This window comes from Serratia marcescens subsp. marcescens ATCC 13880 (assembly GCF_017299535.1).
Taxonomy (GTDB): Bacteria; Pseudomonadota; Gammaproteobacteria; order Enterobacterales; family Enterobacteriaceae; genus Serratia; species Serratia marcescens.
This window is the reverse complement of sequence record NZ_CP071238.1, coordinates 1,749,502-1,772,697: the sequence shown is the minus strand read 5'-3', so window position 1 is coordinate 1,772,697 and position 23,196 is coordinate 1,749,502. Positions and strand designations below refer to the sequence as shown.

The following is a 23,196-nucleotide window of genomic DNA, read 5'->3' as shown; positions in this document are numbered from 1 at the left end:
GGTAGGCCAATGTTCCGAGAAGAAACGGGTTTACGCTTCTTTGCACAAGGGCCGCTTAAGCGGCCCTTTCTTATTAAATTGCAATGGCTAAACGACCATCAATCGTGCCGCGGCGGCGCCAGCACCTCGCGGTTGCCGTTATGCCCCTGCTCGCTGACGATGCCCTGCGCCTCCATCTGTTCGATGATGCGCGCCGCGCGGTTATAGCCGATGCGGAACTGGCGCTGTACGCCGGAGATGGAGGCGCGGCGTTTATCCACCACGAAATCCACCGCCTGGTCAAACAGCGGATCCAGCTCTTCGTCGCCGTCCATGCCGCCGCCGGCACCGCCCTCGCCGTCTTCGCCGCCGCTGAGAATGCCCTCTTTATATTGGGGCCGCTCGCGCGCTTTCCAATCCTTGACCACCGCGTGCACTTCCTGATCGCGCACGAATGCGCCATGCACGCGCACCGGGATCGAGGAGTTCGGCGCCAGATAGAGCATGTCACCCATGCCCAGCAAGGACTCGGCGCCCCCCTGATCGAGGATGGTGCGGGAGTCGATCTTGCTCGACACGGTAAAGGCGATGCGCGTCGGAATGTTGGCCTTGATCAGGCCGGTGATCACATCCACCGAAGGACGCTGGGTCGCCAGCACCAGATGGATGCCCGCCGCACGCGCTTTCTGCGCCAGGCGAGCGATCAGCTCTTCGACCTTCTTGCCGACCGTCATGATCAGATCGGCGAATTCGTCGACCATCACTACGATGTACGGCTCTTTCTCCAACACCGGCGGCGTGATGTCCATGCTGTCGGTCGGCTTCCAGAATGGATCCGGGATCGGGCGCCCCATCGCTTCGGCCTGATCGACGCGCTCGTTGTAGCCGGCCAGGTTACGCACGCCCAGGGCAGACATCAGCTTGTAGCGGCGTTCCATTTCACCCACGCACCAGCGCAGCGCGTTGGCGGCGTCTTTCATGTCGGTGACCACGTCGGTCAACAGGTGTGGAATGCCTTCGTAAACCGACAGTTCCAGCATTTTCGGGTCGATCATGATAAAGCGCACCTCTTTCGGCGTGGCCTTATACAAGATGCTCAGGATCATGGCGTTGACCCCGACCGACTTACCGGAACCGGTGGTACCGGCAACCAGCAAGTGCGGCATTTTGCCCAGATCGGCCACGACCGGTTCGCCGGAGATGTCTTTACCCAATACGATGGACAGCGGCGACGGATTGTCACGGAAAGCCGGGCAATCCAGCACTTCACGCAGATACACCGTTTGCCGTTTGGCGTTCGGCAGCTCCAGACCGACATAAGGCTTGCCGGGGATCACTTCTACCACGCGCACCGCCGAAGTCGACAGCGAGCGCGCCAGATCGCGCGACAGGTTGGAAATGCGCGCCGCTTTAACGCCCGGCGCCAGATCCAGCTCGAAGCGGGTGATGACCGGCCCCGGCAGGATGTCCACCACGTCGGCTTTCACGCGGTAATCGGCCAGGCTGGCCTCCACCAGGCGCGCCTTCTGTTCCAGCGCGAAGGAATCGACCGGCTCCACCTCTTTCGGCGCCTCGGTCAACAGATCCAGCGTCGGCAGCGGCGTGGTCGGCTTCTGCAGCGGCTGATCGTTGCGCATCAGGAACGGGTGAATCAGACTGTCCATCGCAGGATGTTGCTCTGCCTGAGCTTGCTGAGGCTGCTGCTGCGCCGGTTGCTGTGGCTGCTGATATTGCTGCTGCGACGGCTGTTGATATTGCTGTTGCTGCGGCTGCTGATATTGCTGCTGCGACGGCTGTTGATACTGCTGTTGCTGCGGCTGCTGGTATTGTTGAGGCTGCGGGTGCGATTGCTGAGGTTGGGCAGCCGGCGCCGCCGGCTCAAACTGACCGAACGGCACATCGTCCTCTTGCTCGCTTTGCTGTTCAATGCGCTCTTCAAGCTGCGGGGACAGCGTGAACATCGGCTCGCTCGGGCCATCGTCCACCAGATCCGCCATCGGCGAGAAGCTGAAAGCATTGCGGGTATCGATCGGGCTGGCGGCCGGCGCCTGCGGAGCAGATGCTTGCTGGCCGTAGCGCGCCTGCTGCTGCTCGGCAAACGCCTGACGCAGCGCGGCCTCTTGCCGCGCCTCTTCGTCGTCCTGCTGATCTTCGCCGTAACGCTGGCTCTGTTGCTCGGCGAACGCTTTGCTCAGCTCAGCCTCCTGCTGAGCCTGTTCATCATCCTGCTCCGGCGCGTAGCTTTCGCCATAGCGCTGGCTTTGCTGCTCGGCAAACGCCTGACGCAGCGCGGCTTCCTGTAGCGCCTCTTCATCCTGCGGGTTCACCGCCGCCGGCTGCTGAGGCTCCGCCTCTGTCTGGCGCTGTTCCTGTTCGGCCGCACGCTGCGAAGGCAGCTTGATGCCGTAGGAAGCCAGTTCGCGACGGGTCGGGATGCGCACCGGATTCGGCCGCGGCAGTTCAGGGCCGATGCCCTGCTTAACCTGCGGATTGCCGTCACTGGTCGCCGTGAAGGCCGGCATAAAGGTCGCCGCTGCGACGCCCGCAGCAGCAGCGGCTGCCGCCGTATCCGGCTGCGGTTTGGCGCCGGTGGCGCTGAAACCGCTCGAACTGCCGATGTCGACGCTGTCACGCTGTGCGGCGGTAAAATCAAAGGGAGAACGCGCCGGCGGCTGCGGCGCGGCCGGCTCTTGCCAGTTGCCGAGGCGCGGCTCATCGTCATCCTGATAAGGATCGACAGGACGCGTCGCCTTAGGCGCAGGCGTTTCTTCCGGGATCTCGAAGGAATACAGCGGCGGCGTAGCGTCTTGCGCCGGGGCGCTCACCGGGTGCTGATTGACAGAGGCCGGCGCGGCCGGCGCCACCGTTACCGACGGAGCCTGTGTGGCGATCGGCGCTGCAACGGGCTCGTGGATCTCTGCCTTCACCGCCGGTGCAGGCGAAGCCGCCGGCGCGATGGGTGCGGCTTCCGCTTCAAGCTCGCCATCGTCGGCGCGCAGGCCGCTGAGCAACGGATCGGCGGCATCTTCTTCTGCCGCTTTGGCGCTTTCGGTGACCGAAGGCGCGGAGAACAGCACGTCGTCATCGGCGGCCGCGGCTCCGGCGGCGGTCGCGGCAACCGCTGCGGCGGCACCCTTCCCTGCCTGCTCAGGCTCGTCGTCAACGTAACGCTCGTCATCCTCAAAATAGCGCTCTTCGCGACGTGAGCGATTGGTCATCACCGTCGCGACGCCCAGCACCGCCCCGCCGATCTTCTCGGCGATCACCAGCCAGGACCAGCCGGTAAACAGCGTCAACCCCGCCGCCCATACGCACAACAGCGCCAGCGTAGCGCCGATGCCGTTGAACCACGGCAACATGGCGTTGCTCAGCAGGCTGCCGATCACGCCGCCGGAAGCGAAGTAATAGAGATCGTCGACGTTCAGCGCCGCCAGCCCGCAGGAGGTGAGCACTAACGCCAGGGTGCCGATCAGGCGCAGGGAAAGCGCGAAATAGTCGATGTAGTCTCTGTTGCTGCGTTGGCGATAAGCCGCCCAGCACAAGACCAGCATGATCGGCGGTATCGCGTAGGCGAGCACCCCGAAGGTGAAGAACAGCGTATCGGCCAACCAGGCCCCGACACCGCCGCCCAGATTGTGAATCGGCTCATGCCACGCGGTCTGCGACCAGCTTGGGTCAGACGGATTGAAACTGACCAGCGCAGCCATGAGGTAAACGGCAAAAATCGCTACCACGATAAGCACAGCTTCCAGCAAACGCCGGCCACTGCTGAGTCTTTTCAGGGTAACTTCTTTATCTTCTGTATATTCCTGGCTCAAGAAAGGCTCTCCAGGTTCCTGTTAGCTGACATAGCAACAGCGCCGAGAAACTGCCCCGGCGCCGAAACTGTATGAATAAACAGGAGTGTAACCAATTTAATCAGGTTTTGCACCTGCACCTTACCGTGTTTTGATAACCAGACGGTTACTCTGTTTCACTTCTTCCATCACTACGTAGGTACGGGTGTCGTTAACCCCCGGCAAACGCAGCAAGGTTTCGCCCAGCAATTTGCGGTAAGCCGACATATCCGGTACGCGGGTTTTCAACAGGTAGTCGAAATCGCCGGAAACCAGATGACACTCCTGAATCTCTTCAAGCTTCTGCACTGCCGAGTTGAATTGCTCAAACACATCCGGCGCGCCGCGGTTCAGCGTGATCTCCACGAAAACCAGCAGGGACGCATCCAGATAATGCGGGTTAAGCAATGCGGTATAGCCATGAATGAAACCCTGGCGCTCAAGACGGCGCACGCGTTCCAAACATGGTGTCGGGGATAACCCCACGCGCTTCGAAAGCTCGACGTTCGAAATACGCCCATCCTTCTGCAGCTCATTCAGGATGTTGCGGTCGATACGGTCAAGATCTTTACCCGGGCGTTTCTTGTTGTCTGCCATTATTATTGTCTCTCTTATTTTCTTCCGTGCACTTGCCACACCCTAGCCAACGTCAATGTGTAAGGGTTCGTTCCAAGCGAAGACCCGATGCCTGTCATATGCTTCTTCACTACCATCATTCCACGCCGCGCAGCCTGTCTGTCCAACCCCGCGCGACGCAGGTAACGACGTTTAGGTCGAGAAAAAATCAGCAAACGCTTGCGCGCTCTGCTCCGCACACCCATCGCGCATTGCCGCCTCGCGGCGCAAATACGTACGATTTGCTGGTGTTACGGGGATAATTTCTTCTTCCTATGATGTTTTCGCAAATGCGCAGCGGATTGTCAAAGTAAAAGAAGCAAAATCAGAACAACGTACCGTCACGAAAAGTCTGCATCCCATTTTTGGTTATGAATCGCTGGCAGATAAACCCCGGCGGGGAGCGGCTGAAGCCGCAGAATGCGCCGTTTTTGCGCGGTTGGCGATTCGGCGGCCGAATGCAGCTTTGATAAGGTAAATTTCTGCGTTCGGCGTACGATTTGCCGACAGCGGGTGCATTAATAGGCGACAACTATCATACAAATCGTTAACAACGTCGCCCGGCGCTTTTTTTACTGCGCCATTTTCCCTACAATCGGCTTCATTGTCCGCCATTGTGGAATAAAGAGGTTATTCATGGGCACGGCTAAACATAGCAAATTACTGATTCTGGGCTCCGGCCCGGCCGGTTACACCGCCGCCGTCTACGCGGCGCGCGCCAACCTGAATCCGGTGCTGATCACCGGTCTGGAGCAAGGCGGCCAGCTGACCACCACCACCGAAGTGGAAAACTGGCCGGGCGACGCCGACGGCCTGACCGGTCCGGCGCTGATGGAGCGCATGCGCGAGCACGCGGAGAAGTTCCAAACTGAAATCGTCTTCGATCATATCAACAGCGTCGATCTGCAGCAGCGTCCGTTCCGCCTGTTCGGCGACAGCGGCGAATACAGCTGCGACGCGCTGATCATCGCGACCGGCGCCTCCGCCCGCTACCTTGGCCTGCCTTCCGAAGACGCCTTCAAGGGCAAAGGCGTTTCCGCCTGCGCGACCTGCGACGGTTTCTTCTACCGCAACCAGAAAGTCGCGGTGGTCGGCGGCGGCAACACCGCCGTTGAAGAAGCGCTGTACCTGTCCAACATCGCCGCCGAGGTTCACCTGATCCACCGTCGCGACAGCTTCCGCTCAGAAAAGATACTGATAGACCGGCTGATGGAAAAAGTGAAAAGCGGCAACATCGTGTTGCACACCGACCATACGCTGGACGAAGTGCTGGGCGATGAAATGGGCGTGACCGGCGTGCGCATCCGCAGCACCAAAGCGGAAAACGAAACCCGTGAACTGGAACTGGCCGGCGTGTTCATCGCTATCGGCCACAGCCCGAACACCGGCATCTTCGGCGGCCAGTTGGAGCTGGAAAACGGCTACATCAAGGTACAGTCCGGCATTCACGGCAATGCGACCCAGACCACTATCCCCGGCGTCTTCGCCGCAGGCGACGTGATGGATCACGTCTACCGCCAGGCGATCACTTCCGCCGGCACCGGCTGTATGGCGGCGCTGGACGCAGAACGTTACCTGGACGGCATCGCCGGCGCAGAAGTCTGCTAAGACGTTTTCATCATCGGCAAAAAGCGGCTCTCGAGCCGCTTTTTTTGTTTCCCCCCTCCGCCCCCTTCTCGCGTCTGTTATAGCCACATTTGCCCGCTTTATTATTTTCAGTCTGCCGGGTGACGAGGTAACATGGGACCTCGCTTGTTTGTCGCCGATTGCGCCAAACACTATTATTTAACAGTACGTTAACCCAGCCCGTAACAAACGGGCGCCGGCGACGCAGACGCATATCTGATGAAAAAAACCAGACAGCAACAGTTAACCCGTTGGCTTAAAACCCAGAGTTCGTTGGCGCAGCGTTGGCTGCGCCTTTCCATGCTGTTGGGGCTGTTAAGCGGCCTGCTGATCGTGGCGCAGGCGTGGCTGCTGGCCAGCCTGCTGCACGCCCTGATCATCGAACATACCCCACGCGAACAGCTGCTCCCTTCGTTTATCTGGCTGGCCGCCGCGTTCGCATTGCGGGCGCTGTTGAGCTGGCTGCGGGAGCGGGTCGGTTTCCTGTGTGGCCAGGTGATCCGTCAGCGCATGCGCCAGCAGGTGCTGGATAAGCTGCAGCAGCTCGGCCCGGCCTGGATCCAGGGCAAACCGGCGGGCAGTTGGGCCAGCATCATCGTCGAGCAGATCGAGGATATGCAGGACTATTACTCGCGCTATCTGCCGCAGATGTATCTGGCGGTCTTCATCCCGCTGCTGATCCTGATCGCCGTCTTCCCGATCAATTGGGCCGCCGGTTTGATTCTGTTAGCGACCGCGCCGCTGATCCCGCTGTTCATGGCGCTGGTCGGTATGGGGGCCGCCGACGCCAACCGCCGCAACTTCGTGGCGCTGGCGCGATTGAGCGGCAACTTTCTCGACCGCCTGCGCGGCCTGGACACCCTGCGGCTGTTCGACCGCGCGCAGGCCGAAACCGCGCAGATCGCCAAATCCTCCGAAGACTTCCGCAGCCGCACCATGGAAGTGCTGCGCATGGCCTTCCTCTCTTCCGGCGTGCTGGAATTCTTCGCTTCGATTTCCATCGCCGTGGTGGCGGTGTACTTTGGCTTTTCTTACCTCGGCGAACTCAATTTCGGCAGCTACGGCCTCGGCGTAACGCTGTTTTCCGGTTTTCTGGTGCTGATTCTGGCGCCGGAGTTTTTCCAACCGCTGCGCGATCTCGGCACCTTCTACCATGCCAAAGCGCAGGCGGTCGGTGCGGCGGAAGCGCTGGAAACCTTCCTCAGCGCCGAGGGCGAGCAGATGGGCAACGGCACGCGGCAGCTGCCCGCCGATCAACCGCTGACGCTGCAGGCGAACGCGTTGGAAATCCTGTCGCCGAACGGCGTGTTGCTGGCCGGGCCGCTGAGTTTCACCCTACAACCGCAGCAGCGCGTAGCGCTGGTCGGGCTGAGCGGCGCCGGCAAAAGTTCGCTGCTCAATCTGCTGCTCGGCTTCCTGCCCTACCGCGGCTCGTTGACCGTCAACGGCGTCGAGCTGCGTGAACTGTCCGCAGAAAACTGGAGGCAACAGTTGAGCTGGGTAGGGCAAAACCCGCACCTGCCGGCGCAAACCTTGCGCGCCAATATTCTGCTGGGCTGCCCGCAGGCCGACGAAGCGCAGCTGCAGCAGGCGGTAGAACTCGCCTACGTCAGCGAACTGTTGCCGTATCTGCCGCAGGGGCTCGACACCGAAGTGGGCGACAACGCCGCCCGCCTGTCGGTCGGCCAGGCGCAGCGCGTGGCGGTCGCCCGGGCGCTGATCGGCCCGCGCCGCTTGCTGCTGCTGGATGAACCGGCCGCCAGCCTCGATGCCCATAGCGAACAACGGGTGATGCAGGCGTTGAATGCCGCTTCGCATCAGCAAACCACCCTGCTGGTGACGCACCAGTTGGAAGATACCGAAGACTACGATCAGATTTGGGTGATGGATAACGGGCGCATCGTGCAACAGGGCAATTACGCCACCCTCAGCGCCCAGCCGGGCCTGTTCGCCACTCTGATCGCCCACCGCCGCGGGGAGCTTTAATCATGCGCGTTTTGCTGCCGTTTTTGGCGTTGTATCGCCGCCATAGCCTGCTGATTAGCCTGGGCATCCTTTTGGCGATCGTCACTCTGCTGGCCAGCATCGGCCTGCTGGCGCTCTCCGGCTGGTTCCTGGCCGCCTCTTCGCTGGCCGGATTGGCGGGCCTGCTGACCTTCAACTATATGCTGCCGGCCGCCGGCGTGCGCGGCGCGGCGATCTTCCGCACCGCCGGGCGCTACGCCGAGCGCGTGGTCAGCCACGACGCCACCTTCCGCGTGCTGTCGCACCTGCGGGTGTTCACTTTCAGCAAGATCCTGCCGCTGACGCCGGGCGGCATCGCCCGTTTCCGCCAGGCCGACCTGCTCAACCGCCTGGTGGCGGACGTGGACACGCTGGATCACCTTTATCTGCGGGTGATCTCGCCGCTGATCAGCGCGGCGGTGGTGATCCTGGTGGTCACCTACGGCCTGAGCTGGCTGGATCCTGCGCTCGCCCTGACGTTGGGCGGCATTCTGTTGCTGCTGTTGCTGCTGGTGCCGCCGGTGTTCTACCGCGCCGGCAAACCGATCGGCGGCCAACTCACCGCGCTGCGCGGCCAATACCGTACCGACCTGACCGCCTGGCTGCAGGGGCAGGCGGAGCTGGTGGTGTTCGGCGCCGTCAACGACTTCCGCCAGACGCTGAACGCCACCGAACAGCGGTGGCAACGCCGCCAGTGGCAGCAAGCCTCGCTGAGCGGCAAGGCGCAGGCGCTGATGATCCTCGCCAGCGGGCTGACGGTGACGCTGCTGCTGTGGCTGACCGCCGCCGGCATCGGCGGCGATACCCAACCCGGCGCGCTGATCGCGCTGTTTGTCTTCGCCGCGCTGGCGTCGTTCGAAGCGCTGATGCCGGTGGCCGGCGCCTTCCAGCACCTCGGCCAGGTGATCGCCTCCGCCACGCGGGTCAAACAGATCATCGATCGCCAGCCGGAAGTCACCTTCCCCGCCGCCGGTCCGGCCGCCGCCGACCGGGCTCAGCTTAGCCTGCGGCAGTTGAGTTTCACCTACCCCGATCAGCCGCAGCCGGTACTGCGCGACGTCACGCTCGAAGTCGCGGCCGGCGAACACATCGCCTTGCTCGGCCGCACCGGCTGCGGCAAGTCCACCCTGCTGCAGCTGCTGACCCGCGCCTGGCGCACCGACGGCGGAAAAATTCTGCTCAACGGCGAACCGCTGGAAGATTATGATGAAACCACCCTGCGTCGAATGACCACGGTCGTCAGCCAGCGAGTGCATATCTTCAGCGATACGCTGCGGGAAAACCTGCGGCTGGCCGCACCGGATGCCGGCGACGCTCGCCTGAGTGACGTGCTGCAGCAGGTGGGGCTCGGCAAATTGCTGGACAGCGACGGCGGGCTGAACGCCTGGCTGGGGGAAGGCGGCCGGCAGCTGTCCGGCGGCGAACAGCGCCGACTGGGCATCGCCCGCGCGCTGCTGCACCCTGCCCCGCTGCTGTTGCTTGACGAACCGACCGAAGGGCTGGACGCCGAGACCGAGCAGCAGATCCTGGCGCTGCTGCGCCGGCATTGTCAGGGCAAGACGCTGATCCTGGTGACGCACCGCCTGTACGGCCTGGAGCATCTCGATCGCATTTGCGTAATGGATGACGGCCAAATTGTCGAACAGGGCGATCACGCCGCCCTAATGCGCCAGCAGGGCCGCTATGCCCGCTTTCGCAACCGTATCAGCAACCTGGCGCCGTAATCGGCCCGTAGAGGACGCAGAAACCCTGTATGCGCATCGTTAAGCTTTCCCCCCAGTCGCTGGCGTTTCCCTCGCCTGAGGGCGCCCTGCGCGATCCCAATGGCCTGCTGGCTATCGGCGGCGACCTGACGGCGCCGCGGCTGCTGGCAGCCTACGAGCGCGGCATCTTCCCCTGGTACTCGCCGGGGGAAGCGATTCTGTGGTGGTCACCCGATCCGCGTGCGGTGCTGTTCCCGGCCGAGTTTCATCTCAACCGCAGCCTGAAACGCTTTCTTCGCCACGATCCGTTTCGCATCACGCTTAATCACGACTTCGCCGCGGTGATCGCCGCCTGCGCCCACCGGCCGAATGAAGGCACCTGGATCGGCCCGGAGGTACAGCGTGCCTATCAACATCTTCATCGCCTCGGCTACGCGCACTCGGTGGAGGTATGGCAGGATGATCAACTGGTCGGCGGCATGTACGGTGTGGCGCAGGGCGCGTTGTTCTGCGGCGAATCGATGTTCAGCCGCGTTACCAACGCCTCAAAATGCGCATTGATGGCCTTTTGCCGCCATTTTGCCGCTTATGGCGGGGAATTGATTGACTGCCAGGTGCTGAACGCTCACACTGCCCGCCTTGGCGCGCGTGAAATTCCGCGCCGTCAATTTTTGCAGCAGCTCAGCACCCTTCAACGGCGGCCTTTGGCACCGGCGTGCTGGGCGCCGCAAGTCATATCCCCACAGCCGGTTGAACCGCCCTCCCCAGCAAACTAATTGGTGGAAACGGTGCAATGTTCACCGACACATCTTTACATAATGGGGGTTTTTCGGCATTATCTTGCCGGTTAAAAACTAAGGTAGTTAGACCTAGAGGATTCGATGGCCAAAGAAGACAATATTGAAATGCAGGGCACCGTTCTTGATACGCTGCCGAACACCATGTTCCGCGTTGAATTGGAAAACGGGCACGTGGTAACCGCACACATCTCCGGTAAAATGCGTAAAAACTATATCCGCATCCTGACGGGCGACAAAGTCACTGTAGAGCTGACCCCGTACGACCTGAGCAAAGGCCGCATTGTCTTCCGTAGCCGTTAATCGGCTCACCGCGCGCCACACGCTGGCGGCATCGAGGATGTAATCCCTCGGGAGCCCTTTCCGTTTACCCCCGCAGCGACGTTACATAACGGGTTGCAGGTGCGCAGGTAAACTGAGAGGGCTCACTCGTTTCTGTTGTACGGTGAATCTCACCCATAAAAAAAGCGATGCCGAAGCATCGCTTTTTCTTTGCCTGAAGGCGGCCTTAGTGCACCGCGCCCTCGTCCGCTTTGCGCTTGGCGGCGCTGAGGAAGTGGTAAGTCAGCTGTTTCTTGTCCTTGTCCAGCTCGACCTTCACGGAACCGCCGTCCACCAGCGAACCGAACAGCAACTCGTTGGCCAACGGTTTCTTCAGGTTTTCCTGCATGACTCGCGCCATCGGACGAGCGCCCATCGCACGGTCGTAACCCTTCACCGACAGCCAATCGCGCGCTTCGTCGCTCACTTCCAGCGAGACCCCCTTCGCATCCAGTTGCGCCTGCAGTTCGACGATAAACTTGTCGACCACCTGCTGGATCACCTCGGTAGACAGATGGTTGAACCAGATGATGTTATCCAGACGGTTGCGGAACTCCGGCGTAAACACCTTCTTGATCTCTTCCATCGCGTCGGTGCTGTTGTCCTGTTGCACCAGACCAATCGACTTGCGTTCGGTTTCCCGCACCCCGGCGTTGGTGGTCATCACCAGGATCACATTGCGGAAATCCGCCTTGCGGCCGTTGTTGTCGGTCAGCGTGCCGTTGTCCATCACCTGCAGCAGCAGGTTGAACACGTCCGGATGCGCCTTCTCGATCTCATCGAGCAGCACCACCGCATGCGGATGCTTGATCACCGCATCGGTCAGCAGCCCGCCCTGATCGTAACCGACGTAGCCCGGAGGCGCGCCGATCAGGCGGCTGACGGTATGCCGCTCCATGTACTCGGACATGTCGAAACGCAGCAGCTCGATATCCATCGCCTTGGCCAACTGAACGGTGACCTCGGTTTTCCCGACCCCGGTCGGCCCGGCGAACAGGAAGGAACCGACCGGCTTGCGCTCGTGGCCCAGACCAGCGCGGCTCATCTTGATCGCTTCGGTCAGCGCTTCGATCGCCTGATCCTGGCCGAATACCAGCATCTTCAAGCGATCGCCCAGGTTTCTCAGCACGTCGCGATCGCTGGCCGACACGGTTTTCTCCGGGATGCGCGCGATGCGCGCCACCACGGATTCGATATCGGCCACGTTGACGGTTTTCTTGCGCTTGCTGGCCGGCATCAACCGGCTGCGGGCGCCCGCCTCGTCGATCACATCGATCGCCTTGTCCGGCAGATGACGATCGTTGATGTATTTCACCGACAGCTCCACCGCGGCGCGGATTGCCTTGGCGGTATAACGCACGTCGTGGTGCGCCTCATACTTGGCCTTCAGGCCGTTGATGATCTGAACGGTCTCTTCCGCCGTCGGTTCGGTGATATCGATCTTCTGGAAGCGGCGCGCCAAAGCGCGATCCTTTTCGAAGATGTTACTGAACTCCTGGTAGGTGGTCGAGCCGATCACCCGGATCTTGCCGCTCGACAGCAGCGGTTTGATCAGGTTGGCGGCATCCACTTGCCCACCGGAAGCCGCACCGGCGCCGATGATGGTATGAATTTCATCGATGAACAGGATGCTGTTCTGATCCTGCTCCAGCTGCTTGAGCAGCGCCTTGAAGCGTTTCTCGAAGTCGCCGCGGTATTTGGTGCCGGCCAGCAGTGAACCGATATCCAGCGAATACAGCGTGCAGTCCGCCATCACTTCCGGCACGTCGCCCTGCACGATACGCCAGGCCAGACCTTCGGCGATGGCGGTCTTGCCCACGCCGGATTCGCCGACCAGCAGCGGGTTGTTTTTACGACGGCGGCACAGCACCTGAATCGCGCGCTCCAGCTCACGATCGCGGCCGATCAACGGATCGATGCCGCCCACACGGGCCAACTGATTGAGGTTGGTGGTGAAGTTTTCCATACGGTCTTCCCCTCCGGACTGCTCTTCGTTCACCGGGTTTTCCGCATTCGGCGCTTGGCCCGGCTCGTCTTTACGCGTGCCATGTGAAATGAAGTTCACCACGTCGAGACGGCTGACGTCGTGCTTGCGCAGCAGATAAGCCGCCTGCGACTCCTGCTCGCTGAAGATGGCCACCAACACGTTGGCGCCGGACACTTCGCTGCGGCCGGAAGATTGCACATGGAAGACCGCGCGCTGCAACACGCGCTGGAAGCTGAGCGTCGGCTGAGTGTCGCGCTCCTCTTCGCCGGCGGGCAGCGTCGGTGTGGTTTGTTCGATGAAGGCTTCCAGCTCCTGGCGCAACGCGGCCAGATCCACCGTACATGCCTCGAGCGCTTCTCGCGCGGCAGGGTTGCTCAGCAACGCCAGCAACAGGTGCTCCACGGTCATAAACTCGTGTCTGTGCTCACGCGCCCTGGCGAAAGCCATGTTGAGACTGAGTTCCAGTTCTTGATTGAGCATAAGCACCTCCCCAATAGATTGCCTTATTCAGGCTTTTTCCAGCGTACAAAGCAACGGATGCTCGTTCTCCCTTGCGTACCGGTTCACATGGACGACTTTGGTTTCCGCCACCTCGGCGGTAAAAACACCACAGATCGCCTTGCCTTGATAGTGGACCGTGAGCATCAGTTGCGTTGCGCGTTCAATATCATAAGAAAAGAACTTTTGCAGAACGTCAATCACAAATTCCATCGGTGTGTAATCGTCGTTGTTAAGTATAACTTTATACATAGACGGCGGTTTTACCGCATCGATTTGTTTTTCTTCGGCCAAGTGTTCAAAGTTTAGCCAGTCGTTGTTATTGCCCATCGCTGCTCATCTTCTCTGCTCTGCCCTCTGATATGGGGGCAGGTTTCGGTTATTCAAAGTGGGGATAGTTACTATTTTATCATCTTCGGCATCGTCCCGCCGCACTGTAACGTGCGCAAAAAAACGGGCCAATTGTGACTGAATCGTGGCAATAGCGTTACCTGCTTCAAACTTTGGTGAACTGCTCCCCGCCGACAAAAGCCGATCCCTTGACGCCCCGATCATTTGCTCTAGAGTGTAAATTCGTGGCTGGTGGTCTTTTAACCACCCCTTGTCCACCCTGCTACCCGCCCACGGCGGGTGCGAATTCAGTTATTCATCTCACTTAAAATAGCGTTGCGAGGGATGTAAAAGCATGGAGACGGGTACTGTTAAATGGTTTAACAACGCCAAAGGCTTTGGCTTCATCTGCCCAGCCGGCGGCGGCGAAGATATTTTCGCGCATTATTCCACCATCAAGATGGATGGTTACAGAACGTTGAAGGCGGGCCAGCAGGTCAGTTTCGACGTGCATCAAGGGCCGAAAGGGAACCATGCCAGTCTTATTGTGCCGGTGGAAAGCGAGGCGCTGTCCTGAACGCTTCCGGCAGCGTCGCGCTGCCTTGCCCCTGACTGCGATAAAAATGCCAGCCGCCGTGTGACTGGCATTTTTTATGCCCTTTACTTACTCGCGCGCCAGCGCATCGATCGGATTCAGTCGCGCGGCATTGCGCGCCGGCAGATAGCCGAACACCACGCCGATGCCGGTAGAACAGAGAAACGCGCTCAGCAACGCCGCCGGCGGGAAACTGATCTGCCAACCCGGCAACACCAACTGCACCGCCAGGCCGATGGCGAACGACAGCGTAATCCCCAGCGCGCCCCCCACCAGGCAGACCAATACCGCCTCGATCAGGAACTGCTGCAGCACGTCGCCGGAACGCGCGCCCACCGCCATGCGGATGCCGATCTCGCGCGTGCGCTCGGTTACCGACACCAGCATGATGTTCATCACGCCGATGCCGCCGACCACCAGTGAGATCACCGCCACCAGCGTCAGGAACAGCTGCAGCGTGCGGGTGGTTTTCTCCGCGGTTTGCACCAGGCTGTCCATGTTATAGGTGAAGAAGTCCTTTTTACCGTGGCGCAGCGTCAACAGGCGCGACAGTTGCTGCTCCGCTTCCTTGCTGTCGTAACCGTCGCGGATGCGCACGGTGATCGAGTCGAAATAGCTGTTGCCCATCAGCCGGTTGGCCATGGTGCTGTACGGCACCCACACGTTCAGCGTCTTGCTGCTGCCGAACATCGACTGCTTCTCCTTGGCCACGCCGACCACCGTCGCCGGCATGTTGCCCACCAGGATAACTTCCCCCACCACGTTCTTCTGGTGCGGGAACAGCCGCCGTTGGGTATTGGCGTCAATCACCACCGTCTGCGCCTGCGACTGTACCTGCATCGGATCGATGCCGACGCCTTGGGTAAAGCTCATGCCGTACACGCGGAAGAACTGCTCGCTGACGCCGTTGACGTTGGCCGCCGCATCGACGTTGCCCAAGCGCAGCCGCATGCTGCTGCTGATGCTCGGCGACAGCGCGCTGATGTACGGCTGTTCGCGCAGCGCGTCGAGATCGCCGTATTTCAACGATTGCCGATAGGTCGGATCGTCGTCGCCGAAATCCTTGCCGGGATAGATATCGACGGTATTGGTGCCGATGGATTTGATGTCCGCCAGCACCATCTGCTTGGCGGCGTCGCCGATCACCAGGATCGACACCACCGAGGCAATGCCGATAATGATGCCGAGCATGGTCAGCGCGGTGCGCATCTTGTTGGCCGCCATCGCGCGCCAGGCCATGATCAGCGCCTCGCGGAAACGGCCGCCCATCTGCCGCCAGGAAGGCGCCGTTGCGGCCAGCGCCAGCGGCTTGGCCTGGGTATCCTCCGGCGGCGCCGGGCGCGAGTCGGCGATGATCTCGCCGTCGCGGATCTCGATGATTCGCTCCGCCTGGCGCGCCACCGCCGGATCGTGAGTCACCAGGATCACCGTGTGCCCCTGGGCGCACAGCTGTTTAAGGATCGCCATCACCTCTTCGCCGGAGTGGCTGTCCAGCGCGCCGGTCGGCTCATCCGCCAGGATCACCTGCCCGCCGTTCATCAACGCGCGGGCGATACTGACGCGCTGCTGCTGGCCGCCGGAAAGCTGGCTCGGCCGATAGTTGACGCGCTCCCCCAGCCCCAACCGCCGCAACAGCGCCTCCGCCCGTTCGCGCCGCGCCGCTTTGCCCAGCCCGGCGTACACCGCCGGCACCTCGACGTTGTGCGCCGCGCTCAGGTGCGGCAGCAGATGGTAGCGTTGAAAGATAAAGCCGAAATGCTCGCGCCGCAGCTGCGCCAGCGCATCGTCGCTCAGCGTCGCCACATCTTGCCCGGCCACCCGATACACGCCGGCGCTCGGCTTGTCCAGACAGCCGAGAATGTTCATCAGCGTCGATTTGCCGGAGCCGGAAGCCCCCATGATCGCCACCATTTCACCGGCGTCGATGCTCAGACTGATCCCCTTCAGCACCTCGACCGTTTGCTCGCCGGAACGGTAGCTGCGGCGAATGCCGCTCAGCTGCAACAGCGCCGCCATCAGCCGGCCTCCACGCCGCCGCGGCTGACGATCACCTCATCGCCCGCCTCAAGCCCGCGGAGGATCTGCACGTCGATATTGTTGCGCAGGCCGATGGCCACCTCGCGCTTCTCTTCCTTGCCCTGTTTCAACACCGAGACGTGGTAGCGATTGTCGGCGATCTGATCGCCCAGCGCCGCCAGCGGGATCACCAGCGCCTGCTGGACGCCGGCCAGCTGAATATGCACCTGCGCCGTCATTTGCAAGCGCAGCAGCCTTTCCGGGTTGGGCACTTCGAAACGCGCATAATAGAAGATGGCGTTGTTGACCTTTTCCGGCGTCGGCTGAATGTCTTTCAGCACGCCGTCGAAGCGCCGGGTCGGATCGCCAAGCACCGTGAACCAGGCCTTCTGACCTGGCTTGAGGTTAATGACGTCGGCCTCCGACACCTGCGCCTTCACCAGCATGGTGCCGAGATCCGCCAGCGTCAGAATGTTCGGCGCCTGCTGCGCCGCGATCACCGTCTGGCCCTGCAGCGTGGTGATCTGCACCACGTCGCCATCCATCGGCGCTTCGATGCGGGTGTAGGCCAGGTTGATCTTGGCGGTGTCCAGGCTGGCCTGATTCCGCGCGATCTGCGCATTGATGGTGCCCACCTGCGCCTTCTTCACCGCCAACTGCGTCGCCGCCTGATCCAGATCCTGACGCGACACCGCCTGCAGCCTAGCCAGCGCCTGGTTGCGCTGCAGCGTGACCGCCGCCAGTTGCTGTTCGGCCTGCGCCTGCAGCAGTTGCGCATGCAGTTCGCGCAGCGTCGCCTCGCCTTCGCGGATGCTGTTCTGCGCCTGTTGCGGATCGATAACCCCCAGCAACTGGCCTTTTTTCACCTTGTCGCCGATCTCGACATACAGTTTTTCCAACTGCCCGCTGACCTGCGCGCCGACGTCAACCTTGCGCACCGCGTCCAGCTGGCCGGTCGCCAACACGTTCTGCTGCAGATCGCGCTTGGTGACCTTCACCGTTTTGAAATCGGTCGGCGCCGGATGGCGGAAGTGCCAAACGGCCGCCGCGGCAATCGCCGCAATCACCGCCAGAACGAGTATCCAGCGGCGTTTATGTCCTTTAAACCCTGTCAAAATGGACCTGCCTGTGCTTGTGAATATCAACCGCCCATTGCGGCGGCGGAGCTAAATTAGCATGCAACGTAGGGAATAACTAAACCTTAGCTCAACACAATGTGGAGACACGTCTGGTTACAGTTCAGCATTGAACTCCCGTTTAGTGAAACCTTGATGAAATAACGCCATTCAACACAGCCAAGGATTTCATCATGTCACAGCTCAGCTACCCACTCGCCTCCGCCCGGCCGCTTAACGGCTGGCAACTGATGACGGCGCTGATCAATGGCGAAAAGGCACCGAGCAACGCCTGGAAAAAAACCTCGTTTCGCCTGAAGTTTCTCGGCCGTTCGCTGCTCAACTGGCGCACCACCAGCGGCCTGCTCAGCACCCTGGCCAGCAACCCGCTGCGGGAGGAGATCCTGAGCGCGCAGCCGAACCTGCCGTGCAAGCTGCATCGCCCCTACCTGGCGGCCAACATGAGCAAGATCGAATGCCTGTTCGCCCTGCGCGATCATTACGATCTCATCGTGCAGCGCATGCCGCTGAAGATGCGTCTCGGCCACCTCGGCCCACAGCCTTTCGTGCTGGCCCGCGCGATGGGCAAAAACGAAGCGCCGATCGCGCTGGAACTGGCGGCGATCGACAAACTGAATAAGGAAGGGGAAGCCACGCTGCTGCTGCGCAACGCCAACGGCGTGATGCTGGCGGAAATCACCTTTGCGCTGATGCATTATCAGCAGCAACCGACGCTGTTCATCGGCGGCCTGCAGGGCGCGAACCATGAGGTGCCGCACGCCGAGATCCAGCACACCACCAAGGAGTGTCACGGTCTGTTCCCTAAACGGCTGGTGCTGGAAGGCATTTGCACGCTGGCGCGGCATCTCGGCATCCGCCAGATCGTAGCCGTCGGCAATGCCACCCATATCTATCAAAACTGGCGTTACCAGAGTAAGAAGAAGGGCCAACTGCACGCCGATTACGATCAGTTCTGGCTGTCGATGGGCGCCAAACCGCTCGACAGCGGCTATTTCCTGCTGCCCGAGCGCATCGCCCGCAAACCTATCGAAGAGATTGCCAGCAAGAAGCGCGCCGAGTATCGCCGTCGCTATCAGCTGCTGGACGCGCTGGAACAGGAATTGGCGGCGCATTTCTGCGCCCGATGACGCCCGGCGGGCTGTCAGTCCGCCCGGCCGCGCGCCAGCCAGATTACCCGTGAGAACATTTTCTTCAGCAGCGGCGGCACCGAGTCCGTGCCCCATTCGCCGGCCTGCATAGCGACCTCAATCGCCAGATCCGGTTTCGACGAGTGATGAACCGCTTTCAGGATCACCTTGCGCACCGGCATCTGCGCGTTGATCGGCACCGACGCCATTCGGTGATAGACCGGGGCGAACCCTTCACGGAACATGAAGTGTTCCATGTCCGGCGCCGGCAGCGCGGTCAGCCGATCGCGTTCGTTGTCTTCATGATTGTCCAGCAGGCTGCGCACGGTGTTGGCGTACTTTTTGCCTGCCTCGTCGCCGTCCACCAGCGCATGCCACTCGATGCCCATGCGGCGGGCGAAGCGCAGCAGCGGCTTCAGGCCGCACTGGGCGAATTCGATGACCCTCACCCCTTCCGCCTCGAAATGATAGCCGCACTGGCGCGCCAGCTCGTTCAGCAGCCACACTTCGGTCTCGCCTTCCACCAGCAGCCAGCAGCGGGCGAACAGCGACGACGGCCGGTTGAAACGGATGTGAAACGCGATGCGCCGCCCGTCTTCGGCGCTCAGCCCGCGTGGCCCGAGACGGTAGGTCGCAACCCGCCCCGACTCGCGCACCAGCCGGCAGACGTGCTCCACCGGCACCAGCGACACCAGTTCGCTGGAGTTGGTGGTGGTGATGCGCTGCAGCGGCAGCTGATTGAGCAGCCCCCAGGCCACCGACAGCATGATCGGGTGCAGGCGAGTTTCCGGGTCCTCCACCAGCAACAGCGGCCGGGCATGGGGATCCAGCTTGACGTCGCCCTTGGCCTGCAGCAGGGTGGAAAACATGCCCAGCAGGATCAGGCGCATGCTGCGGCTGTTCGGCTCGGCCACCATGCGGTTGATGCCGTCCAGCGCGCGCCAGGCGTCCTGCTCCGGTTCACCGCCGCGGCGGCGCGGCCGCGTCACCTGCGAACTCTGCTCGGCGAAATAGTGCTCCAGCAGCTGCTGCATCGCCGCCAGCCCCTGGCGCAGCTCACCGTTGGTCAGCTTCTGTGGATTGCGCACCAGCTCGCGCGTCAGCTGATCCAACTGCTGCGCCAGCGCCTGGGTATCGGGTTTGCGTTCATCGCCGAGGCTGCTGGGGCGCAGGCGACGAATAAAGCGCGCGTCGCGCAGGCGCAATACCGGATGAATGCGGATAATGGCGTGGGCCAGTTGTTCGATATGGTGCAGTTGAAAGGCGTTGCCGTCGGCGTCGAGAAAACCGCGCCAGGTGCACACCGTGCCGTCGTCGGCCAGCTCGCCCTCGCAGCGGTAATGAATGCGGCTCAGGCCATCTTCGCCCTTGACCCACAGCGGCGTCAGGTGGCGATAGCGCGGCAGGTGCGCATGGCCGATGTCTTTTTCGCAGAAGGTGAACACCACCTGCAGGTGGCGCTCTTTGGCTGACTCTTCACCGGGGGGGAAATGGAAATCGTGCGCTTCAAACCGATACAGCTTCTGCTCCGGCGCCAGCAGCAGCGTCAGCGCATCCAGCAGGCTGGATTTACCCCAGGCGTTTTCGCCGAGCAACAGCGTGTTGTCGTCCAGCATCAGCGACAGCCGATTAATGCCGCGAAAACCTACAATTTCGATACGCTCCAAGAACATCCGCCGCCTCCCGTGCGCGCCGTCGCCTCTTCAATGAGGCGACCTTCACAGAGCATGGTCAAAAAACCCCTTGCAGGTCAAGCGGCCAGCGTCAAATCTGCCGCTTTACTCCGGCCGGGCTTTTGGTTAGCGTGTGCTCCTCGCCGCCGTTCGGCGCGCCTCAAAACTCAAGGACACAAGCTGCACCATGTACTCAGGACTGTTGATTATTCTGTTACCGCTGATTGTCGGTTACCTCATTCCCTTACGCCATCGCCCGCTGCTGGTGCTGATCAACCGGCTGCTCAGCTGGATGGTGTACGTGATCCTGTTTTTCATGGGCATCAGCCTGGCGTTTATGGAAGATCTCAGCAGCAATCTGGTGCTGATCTTCCAGTACAGCGCGGTGTTCTTCTTCTGCATTCTCTGCGCCAATCTGCTGTTGCTGGCGCTGCTGGAGCGGCGCATGCCGTGGCGCAGCAGCCATAAACAGGAAAAGCTGCCTTCGCGCGTGCACATGGCGCTGGAGTCGCTCAAGCTGTGCGGCGTGGTGCTCGGCGGCTTCCTGCTCGGCCTGACGCAGTGGCAATGGCTGCAGTTCGCCCATAAAGGCAGCGAATATGCGCTGATCTTCCTGCTGTTGCTGGTCGGCATTCAGCTGCGCAACAGCGGCATGACGCTGCGCCAGATCGTGCTCAACCGCCGCGGCACGCTGGTGGCGTTGGTGGTGACCGTCGCGTCGCTGGCCGGCGGCGCGCTGGCGGCGCAGCTGCTGGGGTTGCCGGTCAAGGCCGGGCTGGCGATGGCCTCCGGCTTCGGCTGGTACTCGCTGTCCGGCATTCTGATCACCGACGCCTATGGCCCGGTGATGGGCAGCGCCGCGTTCTTCAACGATCTGGCGCGCGAGCTGGTGGCGATCATGCTGATCCCGACGCTGGTGCGCCGCAGCCGCTCCACCGCCCTCGGCCTGTGCGGCGCCACCTCGATGGACTTCACCCTGCCGGTGCTGCAGCGCAGCGGCGGGCTGGACATGGTGCCCCCCGCCATCGTCCACGGCTTCCTGCTGAGCCTGCTGGCGCCGGTGCTGATCGCCCTGTTCTCCTGATCCTTTCCCCTGGGGGGCCGCCCGGCCCCCAAAGCGTAATAATTCCCATCCGCACGGCAAAATTGCGCTAAATCAAACTTGCCCGCAGTAGTCGCACAAAAGCCTTTTGCAACCCCGATCGCCGATCTATGCTTTTAAACAAGCATTACAAATGCAACTTTAAAATAAAAGGAAGCGACTATGTTCTGTGTGCAATGTGAACAAACCATCCGTACCCCGGCAGGCAACGGCTGCGCGTATGCTCAGGGCATGTGCGGCAAAACGGCGGAAACCTCCGACCTGCAGGATCTGCTGGTGGCGGCGCTGCAGGGCCTCTCCGCCTGGGCGCTGCAGGCGCGTTCGCTGGGCATCGTCGACCACGAGATCGACAGCTTCGCCCCGCGCGCCTTCTTCTCCACCCTGACCAACGTCAACTTCGATTCCCAGCGCATCATCGGCTACGCGCGGGAAACTCTGCTGCTGCGCGACTCGCTGACCGCCCGTTGCCGGTTGCTGGATGCCGGCGTGCGCGTCGATCACCCGATGGCGGCCCTGCAGCTGGCCGGTGACGATATGCCTGCGCTGCTGCAACAGGCGGCGCAGTTTGCCCTCAACAGCGACAAGGCCGAGGTCGGCGACGACGTACACGGTTTGCGCCTGCTGTGCCTGTATGGCCTGAAAGGCGCGGCGGCCTATATGGAACACGCGCACGTGCTCGGCCAGTTCGACGAGCAACTCTATGCCGACTACCACGCCTTTATGGCCTGGCTCGGCACCCGGCCGCGCGACGTCGACACCCTGCTGAACAACGCCATGGGCATCGGCAAGATGAACTTCAACGTGATGGCGATCCTCGATCGCGGTGAAACCCAGGCCTACGGCGATCCGCAGCCCAGCGCGGTCAACGTGCGCCCGGTGGCCGGGAAAGCCATCCTGATCTCCGGGCACGATCTGAAAGATCTGCGCATGCTGCTCGAGCAAACCGAAGGACAAAACGTCAACGTCTACACCCACGGTGAAATGCTGCCGGCGCACGGCTATCCGGAACTGAAAAAATTCAAGCATCTGGTGGGCAACTACGGCAGCGGCTGGCAGAACCAGCAGACGGAATTCGCCAAATTCCCCGGCCCGATCGTGATGACCTCCAACTGCATCATCGATCCTAACGTCGGCAACTACGGCGATCGCATCTGGACCCGCAGCATCGTCGGCTGGCCGGGCGTCAACCATCTGGAAGGCGACGACTTCGGCGCCGTGATCCGCCAGGCCCAGGGCATGAACGGTTTCCCTTATACCGAGATCGAGCACCTGATCACCGTCGGCTTCGGCCGCCAGACGCTGCTGAACGCCGCCGATACGGTGATCGATCTGGTGTCGCAGAAAAAACTGCGCCACGTCTTCCTGGTCGGCGGCTGCGACGGCAGCCGCGACGAGCGCAGCTACTTCACCGACTTCGCCCGCAGCGTGCCGCAAGACTGCCTGATCATGACGCTGGCCTGCGGCAAGTACCGTTTCAACAAGCTGGACTTCGGCACGCTGGAGGGGTTGCCGCGCCTGCTGGACGTCGGCCAGTGCAACGACGCCTACTCCGCCATCATGCTGGCGGTCAAGCTGGCGGACACGCTCGGCTGCAGCGTCAACGAGCTGCCGCTCAGTCTGGTGCTGTCGTGGTTTGAACAGAAGGCGATCGTCATTCTGCTGACGCTGCTGTCGCTGGGGGTGAAAAACATCGTCACCGGCCCGACCGCGCCGGGCTTCCTGACCGACAATCTGATGGCGATCCTCAACGAGAAATTCGGCCTGCGTCCGATCACCACCGTCGAGCAGGATATCGCAGCGCTGCTCGCCTGATGCCATTACGTTATGGGGCCGCCTGCGCCGGCCCCTGTG

Annotated in this window: 16 protein-coding genes; 9 read left to right on the top strand and 7 right to left on the bottom strand. The window is 61.6% G+C overall.

The genetic code is table 11. The features are described from left to right. Positions 1 to 98 precede the first annotated feature (98 nt). Together J0F90_RS08375 and lrp are read right to left on the bottom strand one after the other, a co-directional pair. Positions 99 to 3,797, bottom strand: a complete 3,699-nt coding sequence (locus J0F90_RS08375; protein WP_033640819.1) for a DNA translocase FtsK 4TM domain-containing protein — start codon at positions 3,795 to 3,797, stop codon at positions 99 to 101. Positions 3,798 to 3,917: 120 nt separating this feature from the next. After that, entirely contained in the window at positions 3,918 to 4,412 is a 495-nt protein-coding gene (gene lrp, locus J0F90_RS08370; RefSeq protein WP_004928318.1) for a leucine-responsive transcriptional regulator Lrp, read from the bottom strand. A 654-nt stretch (positions 4,413 to 5,066) separates the two neighbouring features. Here lrp and trxB point away from each other — a divergent pair. The 5 genes from trxB (at position 5,067) to infA (ending at position 10,863) form a co-directional block, all read left to right on the top strand. Further along, positions 5,067 to 6,038: a thioredoxin-disulfide reductase gene (gene trxB, locus J0F90_RS08365; protein WP_016928331.1), complete on the top strand. Its 972-nt coding sequence runs from the start codon at positions 5,067 to 5,069 to the stop codon at positions 6,036 to 6,038. Positions 6,039 to 6,275: 237 nt separating this feature from the next. Next, complete coding sequence (gene cydD, locus J0F90_RS08360) at positions 6,276 to 8,042, top strand: heme ABC transporter permease/ATP-binding protein CydD (protein WP_033640820.1); 1,767 nt, start codon at positions 6,276 to 6,278, stop codon at positions 8,040 to 8,042. Positions 8,043 to 8,044: 2 nt separating this feature from the next. Beyond that, positions 8,045 to 9,784 carry a heme ABC transporter ATP-binding protein/permease CydC gene (gene cydC / locus J0F90_RS08355; RefSeq protein WP_033640821.1) on the top strand — a complete coding sequence of 580 codons (1,740 nt, stop codon included), beginning with the start codon at positions 8,045 to 8,047 and terminating at the stop codon, positions 9,782 to 9,784. Positions 9,785 to 9,813: 29 nt separating this feature from the next. Continuing rightward, positions 9,814 to 10,539, top strand: coding sequence for a leucyl/phenylalanyl-tRNA--protein transferase (aat, locus tag J0F90_RS08350; RefSeq protein WP_033640822.1), 726 nt, complete (start codon positions 9,814 to 9,816; stop codon positions 10,537 to 10,539). 105 nt (positions 10,540 to 10,644) lie between these two features. Then, complete coding sequence (gene infA, locus J0F90_RS08345; RefSeq protein ID WP_002211347.1) at positions 10,645 to 10,863, top strand: translation initiation factor IF-1; 219 nt, start codon at positions 10,645 to 10,647, stop codon at positions 10,861 to 10,863. A gap of 205 nt (positions 10,864 to 11,068) precedes the next feature. On the opposite strand, the gene clpA is transcribed toward infA, so the two are convergent. Both clpA and clpS read right to left on the bottom strand, forming a co-directional pair. Then, complete coding sequence (gene clpA, locus J0F90_RS08340) at positions 11,069 to 13,348, bottom strand: ATP-dependent Clp protease ATP-binding subunit ClpA (RefSeq protein ID WP_004928343.1); 2,280 nt, start codon at positions 13,346 to 13,348, stop codon at positions 11,069 to 11,071. Positions 13,349 to 13,375: 27 nt separating this feature from the next. Continuing rightward, positions 13,376 to 13,696 (bottom strand): ATP-dependent Clp protease adapter ClpS, encoded by a 321-nt coding sequence (gene clpS / locus J0F90_RS08335; protein WP_004928347.1) that lies wholly within the window; start codon positions 13,694 to 13,696, stop codon positions 13,376 to 13,378. 355 nt (positions 13,697 to 14,051) lie between these two features. On the opposite strand from clpS, the gene cspD reads away from it, so the two are divergent. Further along, the gene (gene cspD, locus J0F90_RS08330) at positions 14,052 to 14,273 is read left to right on the top strand and encodes a cold shock-like protein CspD (protein WP_004928349.1); all 222 of its coding nucleotides are present in this window, start codon (positions 14,052 to 14,054) and stop codon (positions 14,271 to 14,273) included. A gap of 87 nt (positions 14,274 to 14,360) precedes the next feature. On the opposite strand, the gene macB is transcribed toward cspD, so the two are convergent. Together macB and macA are read right to left on the bottom strand one after the other, a co-directional pair. Continuing rightward, positions 14,361 to 16,307 carry a macrolide ABC transporter ATP-binding protein/permease MacB gene (gene macB / locus J0F90_RS08325; RefSeq protein ID WP_033640823.1) on the bottom strand — a complete coding sequence of 649 codons (1,947 nt, stop codon included), beginning with the start codon at positions 16,305 to 16,307 and terminating at the stop codon, positions 14,361 to 14,363. Beyond that, complete coding sequence (gene macA, locus J0F90_RS08320) at positions 16,307 to 17,374, bottom strand: macrolide transporter subunit MacA (protein ID WP_016928336.1); 1,068 nt, start codon at positions 17,372 to 17,374, stop codon at positions 16,307 to 16,309. Before macA ends, macB begins: the two co-directional genes overlap by 1 nt. A 242-nt stretch (positions 17,375 to 17,616) precedes the next feature. Between macA and J0F90_RS08315 the strand changes: the two genes are divergently transcribed. Next, on the top strand, positions 17,617 to 18,570 hold the full coding sequence (locus J0F90_RS08315; protein WP_016928337.1) for a VirK/YbjX family protein: 954 nt from the start codon (positions 17,617 to 17,619) through the stop codon (positions 18,568 to 18,570). Positions 18,571 to 18,584: 14 nt separating this feature from the next. Here J0F90_RS08315 and J0F90_RS08310 read toward each other — a convergent pair whose 3' ends face one another. Beyond that, positions 18,585 to 20,243 (bottom strand): ATP-dependent endonuclease, encoded by a 1,659-nt coding sequence (locus J0F90_RS08310; protein ID WP_033640824.1) that lies wholly within the window; start codon positions 20,241 to 20,243, stop codon positions 18,585 to 18,587. A gap of 187 nt (positions 20,244 to 20,430) precedes the next feature. Between J0F90_RS08310 and J0F90_RS08305 the strand changes: the two genes are divergently transcribed. Both J0F90_RS08305 and hcp read left to right on the top strand, forming a co-directional pair. Continuing rightward, the gene (locus J0F90_RS08305; protein WP_004928363.1) at positions 20,431 to 21,327 is read left to right on the top strand and encodes a LysO family transporter; all 897 of its coding nucleotides are present in this window, start codon (positions 20,431 to 20,433) and stop codon (positions 21,325 to 21,327) included. Positions 21,328 to 21,507: 180 nt separating this feature from the next. Then, complete coding sequence (gene hcp, locus J0F90_RS08300) at positions 21,508 to 23,157, top strand: hydroxylamine reductase (protein ID WP_033640825.1); 1,650 nt, start codon at positions 21,508 to 21,510, stop codon at positions 23,155 to 23,157. Positions 23,158 to 23,196 lie beyond the last annotated feature (39 nt).

Excerpts from the sequence above, each read along its gene's own strand:
- lrp (WP_004928318.1), bottom strand. The coding sequence starts at position 4,412 with ATGGCAGACAACAAGAAACGCCCGGGTAAAGATCTTGACCGTATCGAC.
- trxB (WP_016928331.1), top strand. The coding sequence starts at position 5,067 with ATGGGCACGGCTAAACATAGCAAATTACTGATTCTGGGCTCCGGCCCG.
- cydD (WP_033640820.1), top strand. The coding sequence starts at position 6,276 with ATGAAAAAAACCAGACAGCAACAGTTAACCCGTTGGCTTAAAACCCAG.
- cydC (WP_033640821.1), top strand. The coding sequence starts at position 8,045 with ATGCGCGTTTTGCTGCCGTTTTTGGCGTTGTATCGCCGCCATAGCCTG.
- aat (WP_033640822.1), top strand. The coding sequence starts at position 9,814 with ATGCGCATCGTTAAGCTTTCCCCCCAGTCGCTGGCGTTTCCCTCGCCT.
- infA (WP_002211347.1), top strand. The coding sequence starts at position 10,645 with ATGGCCAAAGAAGACAATATTGAAATGCAGGGCACCGTTCTTGATACG.
- clpA (WP_004928343.1), bottom strand. The coding sequence starts at position 13,348 with ATGCTCAATCAAGAACTGGAACTCAGTCTCAACATGGCTTTCGCCAGG.
- clpS (WP_004928347.1), bottom strand. The coding sequence starts at position 13,696 with ATGGGCAATAACAACGACTGGCTAAACTTTGAACACTTGGCCGAAGAA.
- cspD (WP_004928349.1), top strand. The coding sequence starts at position 14,052 with ATGGAGACGGGTACTGTTAAATGGTTTAACAACGCCAAAGGCTTTGGC.
- macB (WP_033640823.1), bottom strand. The coding sequence starts at position 16,307 with ATGGCGGCGCTGTTGCAGCTGAGCGGCATTCGCCGCAGCTACCGTTCC.
- J0F90_RS08315 (WP_016928337.1), top strand. The coding sequence starts at position 17,617 with ATGTCACAGCTCAGCTACCCACTCGCCTCCGCCCGGCCGCTTAACGGC.
- J0F90_RS08310 (WP_033640824.1), bottom strand. The coding sequence starts at position 20,243 with ATGTTCTTGGAGCGTATCGAAATTGTAGGTTTTCGCGGCATTAATCGG.
- J0F90_RS08305 (WP_004928363.1), top strand. The coding sequence starts at position 20,431 with ATGTACTCAGGACTGTTGATTATTCTGTTACCGCTGATTGTCGGTTAC.
- hcp (WP_033640825.1), top strand. The coding sequence starts at position 21,508 with ATGTTCTGTGTGCAATGTGAACAAACCATCCGTACCCCGGCAGGCAAC.